This is a genomic window from Providencia sp. PROV032, from assembly GCF_028484875.1.
GTDB classification, from domain to species: Bacteria; Pseudomonadota; Gammaproteobacteria; order Enterobacterales; family Enterobacteriaceae; genus Providencia; species Providencia rettgeri_E.
On the sequence record NZ_JAMPSX010000005.1, the window covers coordinates 168,355 to 188,732 of the forward strand.

Below are 20,378 nucleotides of genomic sequence, written 5' to 3' on the forward strand. Positions count from 1 at the left end.
AAATATCAATAGAATACTAATAATTTATATACAATATCACACCAATATTAACTTATAGACCGAGCTGATTATCTTCTAAATGATTTTTCGCTATTCGTTTTGGCACTTTACTCAATCAGTTCAATGAGTATTCCACCCATCAAAAGTTTCTCATATGAAACCAAACTCCTTCATAACCTCGACACACACCACACTTTGAAACGAATATTTTACATATAGTCAACATTCGATTGACTAATAATCATCCATACAATTAATCTGGTTTTAAATAAAAAACAATGTTTCGCATATGAAACAAAATGTTACAACACATTCAAAAGGAGAAAACCATGAGCTGGGTTGCTGTCTGCGATGTCTCACAAGTTCAAGAAGAATTTCCTTTTTCAGCCAAAGTGGATGATGTCGAAATTGGGATTTTCTTAGTTGAAGACCAATATTATGCTTTAGAAGATGTTTGTCCACATGCCTATGCCCTGTTAAGCCAAGGATTTGTTGAAGATGGCAAAGTTGAATGCCCATTACATGAGGCCATTTTCGATATCAAAACGGGTAAATGTTTACGCGAACCAGGAGGGCGAGATCTCCGAACCTACCAAACACGCATTCACGACAACCAAATCGAAATCAGTTTGATTGAGGAGTAAAAATGGAACCTATTCAGAATATTAATCCGTATTTACCAGCAAATAACCAAATCATCCCAGCACGCGAAGGCGGTAAAGGCAGTATTCAAGCGCCAGGAAGTGCGCCGAATATCGTTTGGCAAACACGTTCACGCGTCCCTGATGAGTATGAAAGCAAACTCATTTTTGCACTCGAAACGCTATTCGCAGCAGACACTGGATCCCTTGATGAATTAGTTCAGTCATTAAACCAGCAACAAATATATGACCGACAAGGTCACCCTTGGTCTTCTAGTAGTTTCCGAGAATTTCTTCTCGTCAACGGTTACTAACACATTGTCACTAATAAGAAAATAAAACTCAGACACCTTTGATAAACGGAAGCAAATCATGACAACCAATGCACAACCTCAAAACTATCAAGAATATTTAGATGTTGGGTTACGTGGACAATGGTACCCCGTATTATCCAGCTGGGAAGTCAGCAATAACCCTATTGGTATCACGCGCCTTGAAGAACAAATCGTGCTGTGGCGCGATGATAAAGGCCAAATTCATGCTTTAGAAGATAGATGTCCCCATCGCGGAGCCCGTTTATCAATGGGTTGGAATCTAGGTGAACGTATTGCCTGTTGGTACCACGGCGTCGAAGTCGGTGGTGATGGTGTCGTTAAAGATGTTCCAGCGGTCAGCCAATGCCCTCTTGAAGGTCAAAAATGTTTAAAAACCTATCCCGTTCAAGAAATTCATGGCGCTATCTTCCTCTATTTTGCGGTAGTTGACGGTGAAACACCTCCAGCCCTTGAGTTTCCTGAAGAGTTAGCTGATGACGAAAACCACAGCAATTTCCTGTGTACCGCGTCTTGGAAATGCAATTACCAATATGCACTCGAAAACGTGATGGACCCAATGCATGGTACCTATCTCCATTCATCATCACACTCAATGGCAGAAGGTGATAAACAATCAGAAATGATCCTAGAAGCAACAAAAAATGGGTTTATTTTCCGTAAAAATGACCAAATTGGCGTCAACTTCGATTGGGTTGAATTTGCGAGCACTGGCGCAAATTGGATGCGTTTATCCATCCCGTATCAAAAACGTTTTGGACCCGGTGGGCATTTTTGGATTATCGGCATGGTCGTTCCTGAAGACCGTCATCACACTCGTGTTTTCTTTTGGCGAATTCGCAAAGTAAAAGACTGGCAACGTGATTTATGGCGCTTTATGTATCGCAATCGCCTAGAAGGGCTACATTGGGATGTCCTAGAACAAGATCGCCTCATTTTGGAAAACCTCACACCAAATGCACGCGATAAAGAGTTTCTTTATCAACACGATGTGGGGTTATCACGCCTACGTCGCATTATGCAACGTGAAGCGAAAAAGCAATTTGACCTAATACACAGTAAGGAAGCTGAAAATGCGTGATTTACTGGCAGGAAAACGCATCGTGATCACCGGAGCCGCAAGGGGGCTTGGCTTTAGCTTTGCCCAAGCCGCAGCACAACAAGGCGCTCAAGTTGTCTTGTGTGACATCCTAGCGCAACGATTACAAGAAAGTGTCGAGTCTCTACAACAACAAGGCTTTGAGGCAGAAGGTGTTTCTCTCGACTTAGCGGATCCTGACTCAATCACTCATACATTCGACAGTATTGGTCAACAAGGTGCAATTGATGGGCTGATTAATAATGCGGCCTTAGCAACTGGAGTGGGTGGAAAGCTGCTCGACGAATATGACTTGGCGCTGTGGGATAAGGTGATGACCGTCAATGTCAGAGGAACCTGGTTGGTCACCAAAGCCGCGCTTCCCTTTTTAAAACAGAGTTCCCGCGGGAAAATTATCAATATTGCCTCTGACACCGCACTATGGGGTGCTCCCAAGCTGATGGCCTATGTCGCCAGTAAAGGGGCCATCATCAGTATGACCCGCTCAATGGCGCGTGAGCTCGGCGTTCACCGTATTTGCGTCAACGCAATTGCCCCCGGACTCACAAAAGTCGAAGCGACGGAATATGTGCCCGCAGAACGCCACCAGCTATATGAAAATGGTCGAGCGCTCCAAGGAGAACAGATGCCTGAAGACGTTACAGGAACCGCTTTGTATTTGCTTTCTCCTATGGCCGATTTTGTCACAGGACAGCTAATCCCAGTTAATGGTGGCTTTATTTTTAACTAATTTCGCCATTCAGTCGGTTAAGAGGTGAGGATCATGAATTCAACATGTAAATATCTGGTACCCGGTTTGGAAAAAGGGCTACAGCTTCTTCTGCTACTTGCACAGCAGCACCGTGAGCTCACATTTGCAGAAATCCTCCGCTTAGTCGATATGCCCAAAGCAACGGCTTACCGTGCGATCCAAACCTTGGTGCATTTGGATTTCCTTGTTCAACACCCACGAACTGGGGCATTTTCGTTAGGCCGTAAAGTCCTCAGTCTTGGTCTTGGCTATATTGCCTCACTCGATTTAACTCAATTAGGCCAGCCGATTATCGAACAATTGAGAGACCGCAGCCAATGTAACAGCCATTTAGTTATCCGAGATGGTCGAGACATTATATACATCGCCAGAGTCAGTGGCGCAGAATCCAAAATTAACCATGTTAGCGTAGGGACACGTTTATCAGCGCACCGAACCTCACTAGGCCGCATGCTACTGAGCGGATTAACTCGCACTGAGTTCGATGCGCTTTACCCTGATGATGAACTGCCCGATAACGCAGGGTGTAAACAGGAATTCTGGCAAATGATCCAAGCCGATAAACTGCGTGGCTACGTGATTGGAGAATCATTTTACCGTCGGGGAATTTCCTCCATTGTTTACCCTGTTTATAACCAAGCAAATGGTGTCGAGGCGGTCATCAGCATCATGGTACCCATGAATAGCATACCTGCACAGGAGTGTCGGCGATTACAAAATGAAGTAAGCCATGCCGCGCAAAAATTGACTGAATTTATTGGTGGAATGAGCCAAGCAAAAGCCGTTTAGCATTAACTGATTATCTACCCTACATTTTTTAGGTTTATTGCCATAAGCCTCGGGTTCTTTCTGTCCAAAAAAGCCGTTGGCAATAACACCAATCGATAGAGGACTTTATAATGTCAGTGATTGGAATAGAAAAATTAGAATTTGGTGTCGAAGACATCCCTAGCTGCCAAAAATTTTTACACGACTTTGGCCTACAAGTTACCAAAAGTGACCCCTCGTTATTTTCGACGCTTTCTGGGGCAAAAATACAGCTTTTCACCCAGCAAGAACCATCTCTCCCCCCCGCTTTCGAAACAGGTTCAACCCTGCGTCGGATCACATGGGGGACAGAAAATACGGCAGAACTCAATAAAATCATCGAGAACATTCAAGGCTGTGATGGTTTTAAACTCACGTCTGATGGTGCTGAGTGCCGTGATCCAAACGGCATGGCGGTCGCGTTTACCGTCACCAAACAAAAAGACGTTGACGTTGAAGTCTCACCAATCAACCAATGGGGCGACATTCGGCGCATTGATAAACCAAGCCCTGTTTATGAAAAAGCTACACCGATTAACGTAGGGCACGTCGTCTTTTTTGTTGATGACTTACCATCGACAGAAGCGTTTTACTGCCAAAAGCTCGGTTTTCAAGTCTCTGATCGTTATATTGACCGCGCCGTTTTTTTACGCGCCCAAGTTAATGGCTGCCATCACAATTTATTTTTACTTAAATTACCGCACCGTGGCCGTGGCCTAAACCACGTAGCCTTCACTGTACGAGATATCCATGAAGTCATTGGCGGCGGCTTAGCGATGAACCGCCAGCAATGGAGCACCTTTATTGGACCGGGTCGCCACCCTATTTCATCTGCCTATTTTTGGTACGTTAATAGCCCAACTGGTGGTGCTTTCGAATATTACACCAATGATGATTTCCTGACAGACAAATGGCAGCCCCGCGAGCTGGAACATTCTCTGGTTTCATTCACTGAGTGGGCGGTTGAAGGCGGTCTAGACTATGAAACACGTCGTCAAGTAAAACCGGTGAAGGAGTAAGCTAATGAACTCCTTAATCCAAGGCGGTATCGTCATTATCGGTGGTGGACAAGCAGGTGGTTGGGCGACAAAAACTTTACGCGATGAAGGTTACCAAGGCACAATCAGTGTGATCAGTGATGAAGACCATGATTTTTATGAGCGCCCACCTCTATCTAAAGCTGCACTCACCCAAGAGAGCTTTGCACTATCACGATTATTCAGTGAAGAAGCAACTCAGGCCTTAAATTTACAATGGTTTCGTCCAGTTCGCGCCACTAAAATTGATACGAAAACAAAATGGATTCACCTCAATGATGGCCGCATTGTGACATTTGAAAAACTGTTACTTGCCACTGGCGGGCGTCCCCGTTACCTCTCAAGTGATTGGCAGAAACACCCGCAAGTCTTTGCCTTGCGGTCATGGAACGATGCACAACAACTACGCTTGGCGCTGCTTGAGGCAAAAAAAGTGGCCATCATTGGCGGTGGGTGGATTGGCTTAGAAGTTGCCGCTTCTGCTCGAAAAATGGGGATTGATGTGGCCATTTTTGAGCGCCAAAGCCGTTTGTGCGAACGCAGCGTTCCACAAAATGTTTCTGAGGCATTAGCTCTACGCCATACGCAAGCTGGCGTACATGTCATTACAGATTGTGGCGATATCGAACTTGGTGCTTCTTCCATTAAGCTACAAATTGGCTGCCAAAAACAACCATTACAAACTTTCGACCTTGCCGTAATGGGCATTGGAGTAGAACTAAACCTAGAGCTCGCCAAACAAGCGGGGCTTGATGTCACTCATGGCATTGTCATCAATGACCAAGGACAAACTTCACACCCAGATATATACGCCGCTGGCGATGTCGCTTGCCATCCAACATTGTCTTTATGTTTACAATCATGGGCTTATGCACAGAACCAAGCGATCACGACCGCAAAAGCCATGCTTAATCCACATTCTGAAGGCTTCAATGAACTCGCTTGGTTATGGTCAGATCAATACAAAGACAATATCCAAATTTTAGGCGTCCCAACCTCACAAAAACTAAAACACATTCAACGTCATACTGCTAATTCTGAGGTGCATTTTTCATTAAGTGAAGCTAATGAATTAGTGCAAATGATTGCTTTTAATGATGCTCGGGCAATCAAGCTAGGTAAACGTTGGATGCAGAGCCACCGTAAATTGGATCCCTCACAACTTGCTGATCCCACATTTTCACTGATGTCACTGAAATAGTGGCCAGCAAGGAGAAATAACATGGCTAATCAGAGTATTACCCTAAAAAACTCAGAAAATACTCAAGCAGTGCAAGATGTGCCTGAGAAGATCAATTGGCTCATCCCAATCGGCTTATTTTCCTGTGTACTGCTGGCTTTCTTTGACAAAATTAGTATTGCCGCTCTGTTTTCTGATGAAAAGTTTCAACAAGCACTGGGGATCGACTTTGACCCAACCCGTTTAGGGCTACTGATGAGCGCCTTTTTATTCGCTTATGGCATTTCATCGATGCTATTAAGCGGTATTGGCGACAAATTTCATCCGACCAAAATGCTGTTATTTATGATCAGTAGCTGGTGTTTTCTCATGATTTTTATGGGCTTCACACACCACTACGGCACGATGATTTTTCTGCGAGTCTTATTGGGGATCGCTGAAGGGCCTTTGCTAGCAATCGCATACGCTATTGTGCGCCGTACTTTTCCGCCAAAAATGCAAGCTCGTGCCACTATGATGTGGTTATTAGGCACACCGTTAGGTGCAGCGCTAGGATTTCCTATCTCATTGTATTTACTTAATAACTTCGGTTGGCAAAGTACATTTTTTGTCATGGCGGCCTTTACCGTTCCCGTTTGGTGGTTAGTGGTCATAGGCATCCGTCACCCTAATTTAGTCAATCGCCAAGCACAAACGAAAAATACAACGGGTGAAACACTTCCAGCAGAGCAACTGGCCGCAATGAAAGCCCATAAAAAACGTTTATTCCAAAATAGCCATTTTTGGATTATCTGCATGTTTAATATCGCTTTTCTTGTTTATCTTTGGGGAATGAATGGCTGGTTACCAAGCTATTTAATTAAAGGGAAATCCATCCACTTAGAGCATGCAGGGATCTTATCTTCCCTTCCTTTTATCGCCATGTTATTTGGTGAAGCCATCGGTGCATGGCTATCTGATCGTTATGATCGTCGAGCTCTAGTGTGCTTCATCTCTCTGTTAGGTGCCGTACTGGGGCTAGCAATGGTGCTATTTCTTACCGAGACCTACAGCATCATTCTTATGATGGCATTTAGCATGTTTATGTGGGGAGCCGGTGCCCCGAATATCTTTGCCTTACTTGCCAAAGCCACACAAAAACAAGTGAGTGCATTAGCGGGAGGCATCTTCAACGGCCTCGGCAATCTCGCTGGCGCGGCCGCCCCTTTACTTATGGGCGTCCTGATCACTGTTACTCACACTATGGATAGCGGTCTGTTATTCATCGTAGTTATTGGTCTGGTTGGCAGCTTACTACTACTGCCTTTACTGAAGAAATATTAATCACTCTTTGTAGGAGATAATGCGATGTCACAACCTCAAATCAAACCACAAGATATGCCAATGGCACAATGGATTGAGTCACGAATTGCCCGCCTTGAAGGCCGTAAATACGACTGGAATGCCCTGAAATTCCAAGCAGATTACGACCCTAAATATCGTCGAGCCCAAATGCGTTATATCGGAACAGGAGCCACTGGCGTCTCTAACGATGTCAATACCGTTCCCGCAGAGAACTTCACCTTCTCCACCATGGTTCTTCCTGCCAAATGCGAAGGCCCATTACACCTACATCCCGATGTTGAAGAAGTGTTCTTTATGTTGAAAGGCACTATCACGTTGTTTGTAAAAGATGGCGATGAAGAATATGAAACCGTTCTTAAGGAACGTGACCTAATTTCAGTTCCAGCAGGGATTTATCGTGGCCTATTTAACCACGGGGAAGAAGAGGCCTTAATGTGCGTCATGATAGGCACACCAAAACCGGCGATCCCGACATATCCCGAAGATCACCCTTTATCAAAAGTTAAACGTAACTAACAGGAGTCGTCAGTGATGAATTTGCCAATCGAAAAACTCCCCGCACAGCAACTGGCTGATTTTGGCCAATATCGTCTCAATTGGCGCAGTTCTGGCCATGGAAATGCGGTGGTTTTACTGCATGGAATTAGCTCCGGCTCTGCCTCATGGGTAAGCCAATTGGCCTCTTCATCACTAACTGACCACTATCAGCTATTCAGTTGGGATGCCCCAGGTTATTCAGGTAGCTCAGCGCTAAATACACAAACCCCAACGGCTATTGACTATGCGAAGGCACTAAAAGCATTCATTGATGGGTTAGAACTACAACAGGTTGTTTTAGTTGGGCATTCACTCGGCGCATTGATGGCGAGTGCTTTCGCATCACAATATCCGCAACAAGTGAAAGGATTATTCTTAGCCAACCCAGCTCAAGGCTATGCCACTAAAAGCCCAGAACAACAAAATGCAGTGTATGAACAACGGCGTGACATTGTATTTAATTCAGGAATAGAGTCCTACGCCCAAAACCGAGCCGCTGCCCTGTTATCGCCAAGCGCAACCTCTGAAAAAATTGATTGGGTTAGACAGAATATGAAAAAACTCAATCCCCAAGGCTTTCTTGCCGCAGCTTGGATGTTAGCCCATGACGATATCTACTTGTATTTAAAGGATTATAACGGGCCAATCGAAATGCTGGTAGGGGCTGATGATACCATTACGCCACCTGCACAAGTAGAGCGACTCGCACAACAAAAAAATTGCCCTTATTTCCTAATTAACCAAGCGGGACACGCCAGTTATCTGGATGCACCAGACACCTTTAATCATCATTTACAACAATTTTTAGAGACGGTCTATTGCCAAGCTGAATAAAGGAAAACGCATGAATTTACAGTTAAATAACCGTGTTGCTGTCGTGACAGGAGGAAGCTCCGGTATAGGCTTTGCAACCGTCAAACTGCTACTCGAAGAAGGTTGTAAAGTCGCTTTTTGCGGCCGTGATAATGAAAAGCTGCAACAAACGCTTAAAACATTGCGCGAGCTTTACCCTCAAGGTGAATTTATCGCCCAGCAATGTAATGTCCTTGAAAAAGCACAGACAAAAGCCTTTGCTCAGCGGGTTTATCAACACTTTGGCCAAGTTGACTTACTGATTAACAACGCAGGGCAAGGGTATGTCGCCAGCTATAGCGATACTCCTGAAGAAGCGTGGTTACATGAGGCCCAACTCAAACTATTTGGAGTCATTAACCCGGTGAATGCGTTTTTACCATTCTTAGAGCAATCCAATATTGCATCAATTACCTGTGTTAACTCGCTATTAGCATTACAGCCTGAGCCGCATATGGTCGCCACCTCAGCAGCTCGGGCTGCATTACTAAACATGACGCTGAACTTGTCAAAAACACTGTTACCCAAAGGGATCCGCGTGAACTCTATTTTACTTGGCATGGTCGAATCTGACCAATGGCGACGCCGCTTCGAGAACCGGAGCGATAAAAGCTTAGATTGGCAGCAATGGATTGGCGATATCGCCAATAAACGAGGGATCCCGATGCAACGTTTGGGCAAACCGGAAGAACCCGCCCGTGCTTTAGTATTTTTAGCGTCGCCGATGGCTTCGTTTACCTCAGGTGCTGCTTTGGATGTTTCTGGCGGCTTTAGCCATCACATTTAAAGGATTGATAATGAAAACATTAATGTTGATTGGTTATGGAGCAATGGCACAAGAAGTGATTACTCGCTTACCTACTGAGATAGCACTGCGTTATATTGTTGCCCGGCCTCATCACCACCAAGCTATCTTGGAACGCTTTAAAGGAGCGGTCACACCTATAGATAGCCTCGATAATATTATCGAGCCGCCTGATTTAGTACTGGAGTGTGCAGGCCACCAAGCCGTTAAACAATATGCGCCAACGGTATTAGAAAGAGGCTGGACATTGGCGACTATCTCAACGGGAGCCCTTGCAGATACGGACTTTGAGCAATATTTGGTCACCTTAACCCAACGCCACCACAGCCAGTTGATCCCACTGACTGGCGCTGTTGCTGGCCTTGATGGCCTGCGAGCCGCAAAAGAAGCCAATATCACCCAAGTGACCTACCAGTCACGTAAAAGCCCAGCAAGTTGGCGCAATAGCGCGGCTGAACGTTATATCGATTTATCAAATGTCTCGGAAGCCACTGTATTTTTTAGTGGGAGCGCGCGTGAAGCGGCTCTGAATTTTCCCGCCAATGCCAATGTCGCTGCCACTGTCGCGCTGTATGGCATTGGGATGGATGCTACACAAGTTCAATTAGTTGTTGACCCAAACACCACACACAATTCACATCGCATTGATGTTACGGGTGATTTTGGCCATTTCCGTATTGAACTCAATGGAAACCCTCTGCCCTCAAACCCAAAAACATCGATGTTAGCGGCCTTAAGTGCTGTTGAAGTTTGTCGTCGTGTCGCTGGACATCAAGCTATTTAATAGGAGCCCAATAATGAACAAAATGGATATTTTTGTTGGCGGTAAATGGCAGCAAGGCCGCGGGCCTGAAATGCAGTCGCGTTTTCCGGGAGATAACCAAGTGATTGCCACCCTTAACAGTGCTAGCCTTGACGATGTTGAAGAGGCCGTTCTCGCAGCAGATAAAGCGTGGCGGGAGCCTACTTGGCGCAATATGCCTGCACATCAACGTGCCACTATCTTATATAAAGTTAGCACACTAATTGACGAACAGCGGGAAGCTTTAACGCAATTACAAACTTTGGATAACGGCAAACCGTGGGCAGAAGCGCGTGGTTTAGTCATGAGTGCAGCGGCCACCGCACGTTACTTTGCCGCTGTTTGTGAGATCTCCGGCGGGGAGCTTCCTCCTCGCCGCCAGCCCGACTTAATGACGATAAGTACTTACCAACCTATCGGGGTGATCGCTGCGATCACGCCATGGAACTCGCCCATCGCCAGTGATATGCAAAAAATTGCCCCGGCCCTTGCCGCAGGTAACGCAGTCATTTTAAAACCCGCTGAAGCCACTCCATTAATGTCATTAAAATTGGCTGAGCTCTTTGAGCAGGCGGGCTTGCCAAGCGGCTTACTTAGCGTACTACCAGGGAAAGGATCCATTGTAGGTGATGCACTGGTTCGCCACCCTCTGGTGAAAAAAATCTCCTTTACAGGTGGCACCAATACGGGACGACAACTGGCTCACATTGCGGCCGATAAACTGATCACCACATCATTGGAACTAGGTGGTAAATCCCCAACTATCGTGCTGTCAGACGCTGACCTTAATGTCGCCGCACATGGTGTTTGCTACGGTATTTTTAGCTCAATGGGGCAAGCCTGTATCGCGGGTTCACGCCTATTTGTGGCTAAAGATATCTACTCATCCTTTATGGAAAAATTAACCCAATTGACCCAAAACTTGATCATCGGCGACCCCAGACAAGAACGAGTCCACGTGGGGCCATTAATTTCCCCTTCGCACCGAGACAACGTCAAAAACTATGTCGAGCAAGCAGTCCAACAAGGGGGGCAGATCCGTATTGGTGGAACTGCACCTACTGACCCAGCGCTTCAAGATGGCAACTACTTTTTACCGACGATTATTGAAGGCTTAGATAACCAATCTGTTGTTTGCCAAGAGGAAATTTTCGGCCCAGTGCTCGTCGCCATGCCATTTGATGATGAAGAAGATTTAATTCAGCAAGCTAATGATTCTGTTTATGGACTGGCTGCGGGTATTTGGACTCGCGACTACACTCGAGCCTTTAAACTGGCGGATGCCCTTGATGTCGGAACCGTTTGGGTCAACACCTATAAAGTTTTTTCTATTTCAACGCCATTTGGCGGCTTTAAAGAAAGTGGCATTGGCCGCGAAAAAGGCCTTGAAAGCCTCAAAGCCTATATGCAACAAAAAAGCCTATTTCTGGCACTTAACCCACAACCAAACCGTTGGTGTGAATAGCAAATCCGTCACCGGATTATGGCTGCATTGAGGAAAACATAATGTCTGAAATGATTACAGTTGGCGAAGCTATCGCCAGAACACTCGAACAATACCAAGTCACAACGGTTTATGGGGTTATTTCAATTCATAATTTACCCATAGCAGATGCTATCGGGCGCCGAAAATTGATTGATTTTACGCCAAGTCGTGGAGAGGCAGGAGCCGTTACCATGGCGGATGCACATAGCCGTTTTAGTGGCTTAGGGGTAGCACTAACCAGTACAGGCGCAGGTGCTGGAAATGCTGTTGGCTCAATGATTGAAGCTATGAATGCATGCTCCCCCATGATCCATATTACTGGGCAAGTTGAAAAAGCGTATCTGGATATGGACGCAGGGTTTATTCATGAAACCCATGACCAACTCGGCTTTTTACGTTCGAGTTCTAAGCAAGCTTTTCGTGTTCATACACCCGAACAAGCCGTCGCCACTCTACATAAAGCCATTCAAGTTGCCCAAACAGTACCTTGCGGCCCTGTCTCTATCGAAATTCCAATTGATATTCAAAGTGCGCAAGTGCCATTATCTGTGCTCAGTGTGCCACTTCCCCCTTCTACGCTGCCTGACTGTTGTACATCGCTAGTCAATGCCATTTGGGATAAACTTCAACACGCTACACAGCCTCTATTATGGGTTGGCGCAGGTGCTCTACAAGCAAAAGATGCTGTGAAACGCCTTGCTGACCAAGGTATCGCCGTGATCAGCAGCACTCATGGTAGAGGCATTTTATCGGATGAGCATCCATTCAGTTTGCGCGCTTTTCATAACGCGGATTCGATTGATGCGTTAATGCGTGAGTGTGATTTAACTTTGGTCGCAGGTTCCCGCTTACGCAGTAATGAAACCAAAACCTGGTCATTACCATTACCTCAGCCAATTATTCAAATTGATATTAATCCGTTAGCGGCTAACCGTAATTACTTAGCTGACCTAAATATAACAGGAGATTGTAAAAGTTTACTTGAAGCGCTTGCCGATAAAATCGAACAGGCCAACCGCCCTATATCTGCTCAGTGGAAAAAACAGGTACAAGAAGCCGTAAGACTGGCTGAAGAACAACTCCGACAGCAATGTGGCCCTTATAGCCAACTCAGTGATGCCGTGGAGCAAGTCTTACCAAGTGACGGTATTTTTGTACGAGACATTACCGTATCAGGCAGTTTGTGGGGAAGTCGATTACTCAAAGCCACTCAGCCCATGCATAATATCCACTCATTAGCAGGAGCTATCGGGCTAGGTCTTGCTATGGCGATAGGTAGTGCCAAAGCCAACCCGAATACGCCAGTTATTGGCTTGGTGGGGGATGGCGGCTTAATGTTAGGCGTCGGTGAATTGGCCACTATGGCACAAGAGCAGCTGCCGATTGTACTGATTATTATGAATGACCAGGGCTATGGCGTAATGCGAGGTATTCAAGAAAAATATTTCTCAGGCCGCCAATACTATAATGAGTTACTCACCCCTTCATTTAGCCAACTAGCTCAATCTATGGGGATTCAGGCATTTACGATAGATAAAGCTACAGATTTCGAATCAACACTACGCCAAGCTGTCGATTTGAAGCAACCTGTTGTCATTGAAGTGTTAATGAATAGCATTGGCAAAATGAATTTCTCAGGCCCGCCACAGAAAAAATTATTTTAACTTTCAAACTAATACGGGTGGCACTAGCCACCCTACTTCATTGATAGATAATGATATAAATGATTAAAGCCATCTGCTTTTTAAATTATTATAGTTAGGGACTAGATCACCCGACTAAGGTTATAAATTTGGCTTAAAATATTGCGTATAAATAGAAATCGCTTGCTCTTTTAAGATGCCTTTAACCACTTCAGGTTTAAAGGGGCTTTTGGCAAAAATCTCATCACTCCCCAGCATGATATTAAAACCGGCAATCTCGGCAAGTTCATCATGAGAAAGGCTATAAACCATCCGACCTAATTGGCTCCATACCATTGCACCGGAACACATACAACACGGCTCACAACTGGTATACAGCGTATAATCGGATAAATCCATGACTTTATGTTCAGAACAATACTGGCGTATGAGGCCTAACTCCGCATGATAGGTTGGGTCACTTTCAGTATGAATATGATTTTCACCTGTCATAACGACTTGGTTGTTTTTAACTAATACCGCACCAAAGGGTTCATTGCCATTTTTCGCAGCATCCGTTGCTAAGGCTAAAGCCTGCGTCATAAACTGAATATCCAGCGCATTCTGTTGCTCATTGTTGTTAAGCTTATTTTCCATATACACCCCCTTATATGCATAAATTAATTTAATTTTAAAATAACCTAAATAGGTTATATCAAGCTTAGTGATGTATTAATACAAAATAACGAGATCCTGTTCAATTTTCTGGCACATTTGGGAGGTATAAAACATTTCACAATGTCTTGTTAACACTAGAGTTCTACAGACGTTATCAAGCTTAAAGATATAAAAATGATTTCAATTTTTAGGCCACAAAAGGATTACAACATCCCTCACATAATTTCAAAAAACCAGTAAATATGCGGATTAACAAGAAATCAGAAGCTGAGATGAATTACAAAAGTATTTTGGGGAGTCATTAGCGTGATATGTTTTAGAAAAACAAAAAAGCCACTTCGTTAAAAGTGGCTTAATGCGCTGATTTAACAGCTAAAATTTGGTGGCCCCTACTGGACTTGAACCAGTGACCAATCGATTATGAGTCGACTGCTCTAACCAACTGAGCTAAGGGGCCAAAGTGGAGAGGATTATACGTGTAGTTTTAGCTTAGGTCTAGTGTTTCGAAACCGTATGATGAAATTGTGTTCAACCTAGTTACCCTTCTTATAATTCAATGCGATAGCATGGGCAATTACTATCATTCGAGCGTCGTTTTTTGCAATTTTAATGAGCCCTACTATTTTTTATTTAAATCACGTTCTCGCACTTTATCTATATTTAACGCTTACCAATATCAAATTAACAATAAAAACAACATCATAATTGCAATCAATTTTATTAAAAATTCTTTATTCAAATAATTGATATAGAACAATATTTTTTACATTCAAATCTCACAATATGGTCTATAGATAATTCGCATATAGGACAATAATGATGAAAAAAGTACGTGCAGTTCAATATGGTTGCGGAAAAATGGGTAAATTTTTGATCCGTTACTTGCAAGAGCATGGTGCTGAAGTTGTGGCGGCTTTTGATATCAATGAAGCCGTTATTGGCAAAGATATAGGTGAAATTGCAGGAACGACGCCAACAGGGGTAAAAGTCCAGCCGCTACATGAAGCAGATAAAACTCTCGCGGCATTAAAACCTGATGTTGGCATCATCGCCACATTAAGTACCATGGCGGATTTAGAAGATGCATTCTCCCTATTTGCTCGTCATGGTGTAAACGCCATTTCAACCGGAGAAGAAGCCCTTTACCCATGGAATTCATCACCTGAAATTACACAAAAGCTTGATGCATTAGCCAAAGAAAATAACTGTACCCTGGCGGGCAGTGGTTACCCTGATATGTATTGGGGTGTCTTAATCGATACCTTAGCAGGCTCCATGCACAAATTGGTGAAAATTAAAGGTTCAAGCTGCTATAACGTTGAAGATTACGGTATTGCTTTAGCCATTGGCCATGGTGCAGGCTTAACCGTTGATGAATTCGATAAACAAATCGGCAACTATAATGATTTACCTTATGAAGTGATTTCACAAAAAATTGAAAGCGGTGAATATGCACCACCGTATATGTGGACCCAAAACGGCTGGCTATGTAGCCGCCTTGGGCTAACGATCACCAGCCAAACTCAGCGCTGTGTGCCACAAATTGCTCAGCAAGATATTTACTCCGAAACGCTCAAAATGACTGTTAAAAAAGGGGATGTCTTAGGCTTATCTGCAGTGGTGATCACCGAAACCGCAGAAGGGATTACCCTAGAAACAGAGTGTATTGGGAAAATCTTAACAGCGGATGAGTGTGATAAAAATAGCTGGCAGTTAATTGGCGAACCCGACACCTCAATTGAGGTGAATAACCCAGCAACCGTAGAATTAACTTGTGCAAATTTAGTGAACCGCATCCCTGCACTGATTAATAGCCCCGCAGGCTATATCACAACAGAGAAAATGCCTAATAATGTGTTTATGACCAAACCAATGCATGAGTATTTATAGCTAACATTGCCCACCTTTCGGTGGGCTTTTTGCCGACACCTAACTTTAGCGCGGCTTTACCATTTGCCATTCTAAATGGCGCTTAATCGCTGGCCATTCTGACTCGATGATACTGTAAATACAGCTATCACGCAGTTCACCCGTTTTAGTTTTCATATGATTGCGAAGGACACCATCGAGTTTTGCCCCTAAACGTTCAATGGCACGGCGACTTTGGCTATTTAAAAAATGCGTACGAAACTCCACTGCAACGCAGTCTAATTCCTCAAAGGCATGTTTTAACAGCAAATATTTAGCCTCTGTATTTAATGCGGTACGCTGCACCTCCACCCCATACCACGTGGCGCCAATTTCAACCCGTCTTACCGCATGGTCTACACGGTTATAAGACGTAATACCAACTGGTTTATCGCTTCGTTTATCGATCACAACAAAAGGTAAGCATTCCTTTTTCTGGAAATTTTCCAGGCGTTTTTCCACATCTTGTGAGAAATGTTCAGGCTCAGGCACTAAGGCATACCACAAATTATGCAGCCCATCTCGCCGAATAATATCTGCCAGTTCGACATCATATTGGTGAGATAGAGGTTCAAGGCGAACGTATTCACCTTCTAAAATAATAGGTTGGCAAATCTCTTTCATCATCGTTTCCCCATATCGTTCTTTATGCTGTATGCCTCTTTTTTAATCTCTTTTTATGACATAAAAACCAAAAAACACCTATTTTTTTATGACACTCAGCTATTTAACCGAAAACATATGATAAAAATCACAAAATTTTAACATCTTTACCAAATTATCCCTTCATTAGGCTACAGTTAACTCATCTGACCTGTTAATAAAATCCCGAATGGGAGTATAATAATGAGCAATTTCCCACACCTTTTTGCCCCACTTGATTTAGGCCATACCGTCCTAAAAAATCGCATATTGATGGGCTCAATGCATACTGGGCTTGAAGAGCACCCACAAGGCAGTGAGCGGCTAGCACATTTTTATCGCCTACGCGCTGAAAATGGTGTCAGCCTCATCATTACCGGTGGTATCGCCCCCAATCCAGAAGGGGCACTTACCGCTCATGGCGCGGTATTAAACGATAAAAACCAGCTTTCATTTCATCGACAAATCACAGATGCTGTCCATCAAGCAGATGGTAAAATCGCCTTACAAATCTTGCATGCAGGGCGTTATGGGCTGCACCCTAAATTAGTTGCGCCAAGCTCAATTCAAGCAGAAATTATTCCTTTCGCCCCCCGAGAGCTCTCAACTGGTGAAGTTGAAAAAACGATTGATGATTTCGTGACAACCGCCAAGCTAGCTCAGCAAGCTGGGTATGATGGTGTTGAAATTATGGGTTCCGAAGGTTATTTAATTAACCAATTCATTACCAAGCGCACCAACCATAGAACTGATGAATGGGGTGGGAGTTACATAAACCGAATTCGCTTTCCCATTGAAATCGTGCGACAAATACGGGAAGCCGTTGGGGAGAACTTTATCATTATTTATCGACTTTCCATGTTGGATTTAGTCGAAGAAGGCTCAACATGGGAAGAGGTTGAATTTCTTGCCAAACAAATTGAAAACGTAGGTGCCAGTATGATCAACACCGGTATTGGTTGGCACGAAGCTCGAGTACCGACGATAGCAACACAAGTTCCCCGTAGTGCATTTAGTTGGGTTACGCAAAAATTAATGGGAAAAGTGAATATTCCGCTGATAACCACAAATCGCATCAATGACCCCTTTGTTGCAGAACATATTATTGCCAATCATCAAGCAGATATGGTTTCAATGGCCCGGCCGTTTCTTGCCGATGAAGCGTTTGTTCGTAAAGCCGCAGAAAATCGAGCAGATGAAATCAACACCTGCATTGGCTGTAATCAAGCCTGTCTCGACCTTATCTTTAGTGGCAAGCTCGCCAGCTGTTTGGTTAACCCACAAGCCGTTAGGGAAATGGATTACCCCAATGAAAAAGCGCCACAGAGTAAATCTGTCGCAATTGTTGGCGCAGGGCCTGCTGGGTTATCTTGTGCAATTTACGCGGCAAAGCGTGGGCACCGAGTCACTTTGTTTGAAAAATCTAACCATATAGGTGGTCAATTTAACCTCGCTAAACAGATACCCGGCAAAGAAGAATTCCATGAAACCATCCGTTACTTTTGCCGCCAATTACAATTATTGAATGTTGATGTACGCCTTGAACAACAAGCTGATGTTGACTGTTTATCGGGATTTGATGAGGTCATTATTGCAACAGGCGTCGTCCCACGAAAAATCCAGCTCGAAGGGATTGACCATCATAAGGTCATTTCTTATATCGATGTCATCACCAAACAACGTTCAGTAGGGAAAAGTGCCGCCATTATTGGGGCTGGGGGGATTGGGTTTGATGTTGCTGAACTGCTAACCCAAGAAGGAAAAAGTAGCAGTTTAGATTCATCACTATTTAATAAAGAGTGGAATATTGATACCTCGATCCATTCAAAAGGTGGTGTATTTCCCCCACAAAAAACCCCGATAGCATCAGCTCGCCAATTGTATTTATTACAGCGGAAAAACAGTAAAGTGGGAGCAGGCCTCGGTAAAACAACCGGTTGGGTACATCGTTTATCACTAATGAAACGCGGTGTTCAAATGCTAAATGGCGTGGAATACATGCGAGTTGATGACGAAGGGCTCCATATTCGCTATCAAGATAAAACACAGTGCCTGCCCGTTGATAATGTCATTTTGTGTGCAGGGCAAGAGCCTTACTGCCCATTAAAAACACAACTAGCAGAACACGGGATCAACGCCCATGTGATTGGCGGTGCGGATGTTGCCGCAGAACTGGATGCACGCCGAGCAATTGAGCAAGGGATGAAAACCGCATATCAGATTTAGCCTCTTCATATCCCCCTAAGGTGAGCCTTTTATCTGAGGGGGAACTGCACTCCTTAACCTAACTGATATTTATACCTCTTTTTCTTCACCCTAAACAATTGTTATGTTATAACACAACCACTATTTGTAAATTAAGAATGGCTGAGGGGTTATGACAGTATCAACTGAATTACGTTGTTCATCTTTACCGGATGCGCAAAAGGAAAATGATATTTATAGCAATATCAAGCTAGACTGGGTCGGTATGACAGGGATTGCTTTACCTATTGAGATAGCGGGTCGTCCAATCAACGCACTTGTTGATGTCGGTACTGATTTACAAGGACAGAAAGGAATACACATGTCCCGGCTGTATCAGACCTTAGATGGACTCACACAGCATGAACTAACCCCCAATTTGATTCAACAGGCTCTAGAGCAGATTTTAATATCCCATAGCCATGTATCATCGAAGTCATCTCTTCGACTTTATGGCGATATTTTATTATCTCGCCCTTCTTTAGTTTCTCACCAGCATGGATGGAAAGCATATCCATTTGAAATAAATGCAAATTTCAACAAATCATTTATTATCTGTTTAAAAGTTGGGGTTCCTTATTCATCGACATGTCCTAGTGCCACGGCACTCAGTACCCAAGTGATTCAACAACAATTTGCTATTGAATTTGAGGACGAGACACAACCATTATATCCCACTCAAGTTTTCAACTGGCTAGCTAAAAATGGGTTACCCGCTACACCACATAGCCAACGCAGCTGGGCATGGGTAACCATAGCGTTGAAAGCTAATCATAAAATATTTCCCATCATTGAATTAATTAATCAAATTGAAAACGTGCTTTCAACACCTGTACAAACTGTTGTTAAACGTAATGATGAACAAGCTTTCGCTATCGCAAATGCCCAAAACCTGATGTTTTGTGAAGATGCAGCGAGAAAACTAGTCATGGCTTTTCGTCATCAATGTCACTATGACGAAGTGAACATTAATATAGAGCATCAAGAAAGTTTACATGCACATAATGCAGTTGTTCACACGCACTGGAAACGGAGTACTCATGCTGCGTAAAAATCCATCAGGACACTCCCCTGTTATTTCAGAAAAAGCCTATATCGACCCTACCGCAATTATTTGTGGCAAAGTCATTGTTGAAGATTACGTGTATATCGGCCCATATGCAGTCATCCGAGCTGATGAGCTCAATGAAGAGGGGGATATGTCACCGATAGTAATAGGCCCACATTCAAATATTCAAGATGGTGTTGTTATCCATTCTAAAAGTGGGGCTGGAGTACAAATTGGCTCACATACTTCAATAGCACATCGTGCCATTGTCCATGGCCCTTGTAATATTGCTACACGAGTATTTATTGGTTTTAATAGCGTTCTATTTAATTGCAAAATTGGGGAAAACTGTGTTGTTCGCTATAACGCTGTTGTTGATGGTTTAACGCTACCCCCTGCTTTATATATTCCATCCTGCGTACATGTAAATGCCCACAGTGATTTATCTCAGTTTAAGCAAGTTGACCGCGCCTCTTTGCAATTTTCAGAAGAAGTTGCCGCAACTAATGTGCAGTTAGTCGAAGGTTATCGCCGCTTACGTAATGAGTTTTAACTCAATAACC

20 protein-coding genes and 1 tRNA gene are annotated in these 20,378 nt (G+C 43.9%); 18 read left to right on the plus strand and 3 right to left on the minus strand.

What is annotated here, in order from left to right; translation table 11 throughout:
* Nucleotides 1-329 precede the first annotated feature (329 nt).
* The 14 genes from nirD (at nt 330) to PSF42_RS05825 (ending at nt 13,337) form a co-directional block, all read left to right on the plus strand.
* Entirely contained in the window at nt 330-644 is a 315-nt protein-coding gene (nirD, locus tag PSF42_RS05760) for a nitrite reductase small subunit NirD (protein WP_248467005.1), read from the plus strand.
* Between the two features lie 2 nt (nt 645-646).
* Complete coding sequence (locus PSF42_RS05765) at nt 647-955, plus strand: recombinase-like helix-turn-helix domain-containing protein (RefSeq protein WP_248467006.1); 309 nt, start codon at nt 647-649, stop codon at nt 953-955.
* Nucleotides 956-1,013: 58 nt separating this feature from the next.
* On the plus strand, nt 1,014-2,054 hold the full coding sequence (locus tag PSF42_RS05770) for an aromatic ring-hydroxylating oxygenase subunit alpha (RefSeq protein ID WP_248467007.1): 1,041 nt from the start codon (nt 1,014-1,016) through the stop codon (nt 2,052-2,054).
* Entirely contained in the window at nt 2,047-2,802 is a 756-nt protein-coding gene (locus tag PSF42_RS05775; protein ID WP_272679615.1) for an SDR family oxidoreductase, read from the plus strand. The genes PSF42_RS05770 and PSF42_RS05775 overlap by 8 nt, the downstream gene beginning before the upstream one ends.
* 33 nt (nt 2,803-2,835) lie before the next feature.
* The gene (locus PSF42_RS05780) at nt 2,836-3,612 is read left to right on the plus strand and encodes an IclR family transcriptional regulator (RefSeq protein WP_248467010.1); all 777 of its coding nucleotides are present in this window, start codon (nt 2,836-2,838) and stop codon (nt 3,610-3,612) included.
* Between the two features lie 110 nt (nt 3,613-3,722).
* A complete protein-coding gene (locus PSF42_RS05785) occupies nt 3,723-4,649 on the plus strand; it encodes a VOC family protein (protein WP_272679616.1) in 927 nt (308 codons plus the stop codon).
* Between the two features lie 4 nt (nt 4,650-4,653).
* Nucleotides 4,654-5,868, plus strand: a complete 1,215-nt coding sequence (locus PSF42_RS05790; protein ID WP_272679617.1) for an NAD(P)/FAD-dependent oxidoreductase — start codon at nt 4,654-4,656, stop codon at nt 5,866-5,868.
* Nucleotides 5,869-5,889: 21 nt separating this feature from the next.
* Nucleotides 5,890-7,170, plus strand: coding sequence for an MFS transporter (locus PSF42_RS05795; RefSeq protein WP_248467014.1), 1,281 nt, complete (start codon nt 5,890-5,892; stop codon nt 7,168-7,170).
* A 24-nt stretch (nt 7,171-7,194) separates the two neighbouring features.
* On the plus strand, nt 7,195-7,707 hold the full coding sequence (locus tag PSF42_RS05800) for a cupin domain-containing protein (protein ID WP_233618402.1): 513 nt from the start codon (nt 7,195-7,197) through the stop codon (nt 7,705-7,707).
* Between the two features lie 15 nt (nt 7,708-7,722).
* Nucleotides 7,723-8,562 (plus strand): alpha/beta fold hydrolase, encoded by an 840-nt coding sequence (locus tag PSF42_RS05805; protein WP_272679650.1) that lies wholly within the window; start codon nt 7,723-7,725, stop codon nt 8,560-8,562.
* A gap of 10 nt (nt 8,563-8,572) precedes the next feature.
* Nucleotides 8,573-9,367, plus strand: a complete 795-nt coding sequence (locus PSF42_RS05810) for an SDR family oxidoreductase (RefSeq protein ID WP_272679618.1) — start codon at nt 8,573-8,575, stop codon at nt 9,365-9,367.
* Nucleotides 9,368-9,377: 10 nt separating this feature from the next.
* Complete coding sequence (locus PSF42_RS05815) at nt 9,378-10,169, plus strand: aspartate dehydrogenase (RefSeq protein ID WP_272679619.1); 792 nt, start codon at nt 9,378-9,380, stop codon at nt 10,167-10,169.
* A 13-nt stretch (nt 10,170-10,182) separates the two neighbouring features.
* On the plus strand, nt 10,183-11,652 hold the full coding sequence (locus tag PSF42_RS05820) for an aldehyde dehydrogenase (protein ID WP_272679620.1): 1,470 nt from the start codon (nt 10,183-10,185) through the stop codon (nt 11,650-11,652).
* A 41-nt stretch (nt 11,653-11,693) separates the two neighbouring features.
* Nucleotides 11,694-13,337 (plus strand): thiamine pyrophosphate-binding protein, encoded by a 1,644-nt coding sequence (locus PSF42_RS05825; RefSeq protein ID WP_272679621.1) that lies wholly within the window; start codon nt 11,694-11,696, stop codon nt 13,335-13,337.
* A gap of 120 nt (nt 13,338-13,457) precedes the next feature.
* On the opposite strand, the gene PSF42_RS05830 is transcribed toward PSF42_RS05825, so the two are convergent.
* Both PSF42_RS05830 and PSF42_RS05835 read right to left on the minus strand, forming a co-directional pair.
* Nucleotides 13,458-13,952: a nucleoside deaminase gene (locus tag PSF42_RS05830; protein ID WP_272679622.1), complete on the minus strand. Its 495-nt coding sequence runs from the start codon at nt 13,950-13,952 to the stop codon at nt 13,458-13,460.
* A 401-nt stretch (nt 13,953-14,353) separates the two neighbouring features.
* Nucleotides 14,354-14,430: transfer RNA gene (locus PSF42_RS05835), tRNA-Ile, on the minus strand.
* A 359-nt stretch (nt 14,431-14,789) separates the two neighbouring features.
* On the opposite strand from PSF42_RS05835, the gene PSF42_RS05840 reads away from it, so the two are divergent.
* Entirely contained in the window at nt 14,790-15,863 is a 1,074-nt protein-coding gene (locus PSF42_RS05840; RefSeq protein WP_125890387.1) for an NAD(P)H-dependent amine dehydrogenase family protein, read from the plus strand.
* Nucleotides 15,864-15,908: 45 nt separating this feature from the next.
* Here the strand turns inward: PSF42_RS05840 and PSF42_RS05845 are convergent, their stop codons facing one another.
* On the minus strand, nt 15,909-16,505 hold the full coding sequence (locus PSF42_RS05845) for a GNAT family N-acetyltransferase (protein ID WP_272679651.1): 597 nt from the start codon (nt 16,503-16,505) through the stop codon (nt 15,909-15,911).
* 222 nt (nt 16,506-16,727) lie between these two features.
* Here PSF42_RS05845 and PSF42_RS05850 point away from each other — a divergent pair, with 222 nt between their 5' ends.
* The 3 genes from PSF42_RS05850 (at nt 16,728) to PSF42_RS05860 (ending at nt 20,368) form a co-directional block, all read left to right on the plus strand.
* Nucleotides 16,728-18,749: an NADPH-dependent 2,4-dienoyl-CoA reductase gene (locus PSF42_RS05850; RefSeq protein WP_272679623.1), complete on the plus strand. Its 2,022-nt coding sequence runs from the start codon at nt 16,728-16,730 to the stop codon at nt 18,747-18,749.
* A 151-nt stretch (nt 18,750-18,900) separates the two neighbouring features.
* Nucleotides 18,901-19,818, plus strand: coding sequence for a GTP cyclohydrolase FolE2 (gene folE2, locus PSF42_RS05855; protein WP_004258092.1), 918 nt, complete (start codon nt 18,901-18,903; stop codon nt 19,816-19,818).
* Entirely contained in the window at nt 19,808-20,368 is a 561-nt protein-coding gene (locus PSF42_RS05860; protein WP_004258097.1) for a carbonate dehydratase, read from the plus strand. Before folE2 ends, PSF42_RS05860 begins: the two co-directional genes overlap by 11 nt.
* The last annotated feature ends 10 nt before the right edge of the window (nt 20,369-20,378 follow it).

Bases quoted from the DNA above. Each gene is read 5' to 3' on its own strand.
- PSF42_RS05830 (WP_272679622.1), bottom strand. From the start codon at position 13,952: ATGGAAAATAAGCTTAACAACAATGAGCAACAGAATGCGCTGGATATT.
- PSF42_RS05780 (WP_248467010.1), top strand. From the start codon at position 2,836: ATGAATTCAACATGTAAATATCTGGTACCCGGTTTGGAAAAAGGGCTA.
- PSF42_RS05810 (WP_272679618.1), top strand. From the start codon at position 8,573: ATGAATTTACAGTTAAATAACCGTGTTGCTGTCGTGACAGGAGGAAGC.
- PSF42_RS05785 (WP_272679616.1), top strand. From the start codon at position 3,723: ATGTCAGTGATTGGAATAGAAAAATTAGAATTTGGTGTCGAAGACATC.
- PSF42_RS05825 (WP_272679621.1), top strand. From the start codon at position 11,694: ATGTCTGAAATGATTACAGTTGGCGAAGCTATCGCCAGAACACTCGAA.
- folE2 (WP_004258092.1), top strand. From the start codon at position 18,901: ATGACAGTATCAACTGAATTACGTTGTTCATCTTTACCGGATGCGCAA.
- PSF42_RS05770 (WP_248467007.1), top strand. From the start codon at position 1,014: ATGACAACCAATGCACAACCTCAAAACTATCAAGAATATTTAGATGTT.
- PSF42_RS05840 (WP_125890387.1), top strand. From the start codon at position 14,790: ATGATGAAAAAAGTACGTGCAGTTCAATATGGTTGCGGAAAAATGGGT.
- PSF42_RS05860 (WP_004258097.1), top strand. From the start codon at position 19,808: ATGCTGCGTAAAAATCCATCAGGACACTCCCCTGTTATTTCAGAAAAA.
- PSF42_RS05800 (WP_233618402.1), top strand. From the start codon at position 7,195: ATGTCACAACCTCAAATCAAACCACAAGATATGCCAATGGCACAATGG.
- PSF42_RS05775 (WP_272679615.1), top strand. From the start codon at position 2,047: ATGCGTGATTTACTGGCAGGAAAACGCATCGTGATCACCGGAGCCGCA.
- PSF42_RS05795 (WP_248467014.1), top strand. From the start codon at position 5,890: ATGGCTAATCAGAGTATTACCCTAAAAAACTCAGAAAATACTCAAGCA.
- PSF42_RS05790 (WP_272679617.1), top strand. From the start codon at position 4,654: ATGAACTCCTTAATCCAAGGCGGTATCGTCATTATCGGTGGTGGACAA.
- nirD (WP_248467005.1), top strand. From the start codon at position 330: ATGAGCTGGGTTGCTGTCTGCGATGTCTCACAAGTTCAAGAAGAATTT.
- PSF42_RS05820 (WP_272679620.1), top strand. From the start codon at position 10,183: ATGAACAAAATGGATATTTTTGTTGGCGGTAAATGGCAGCAAGGCCGC.
- PSF42_RS05805 (WP_272679650.1), top strand. From the start codon at position 7,723: ATGAATTTGCCAATCGAAAAACTCCCCGCACAGCAACTGGCTGATTTT.
- PSF42_RS05845 (WP_272679651.1), bottom strand. From the start codon at position 16,505: ATGAAAGAGATTTGCCAACCTATTATTTTAGAAGGTGAATACGTTCGC.
- PSF42_RS05850 (WP_272679623.1), top strand. From the start codon at position 16,728: ATGAGCAATTTCCCACACCTTTTTGCCCCACTTGATTTAGGCCATACC.
- PSF42_RS05815 (WP_272679619.1), top strand. From the start codon at position 9,378: ATGAAAACATTAATGTTGATTGGTTATGGAGCAATGGCACAAGAAGTG.
- PSF42_RS05765 (WP_248467006.1), top strand. From the start codon at position 647: ATGGAACCTATTCAGAATATTAATCCGTATTTACCAGCAAATAACCAA.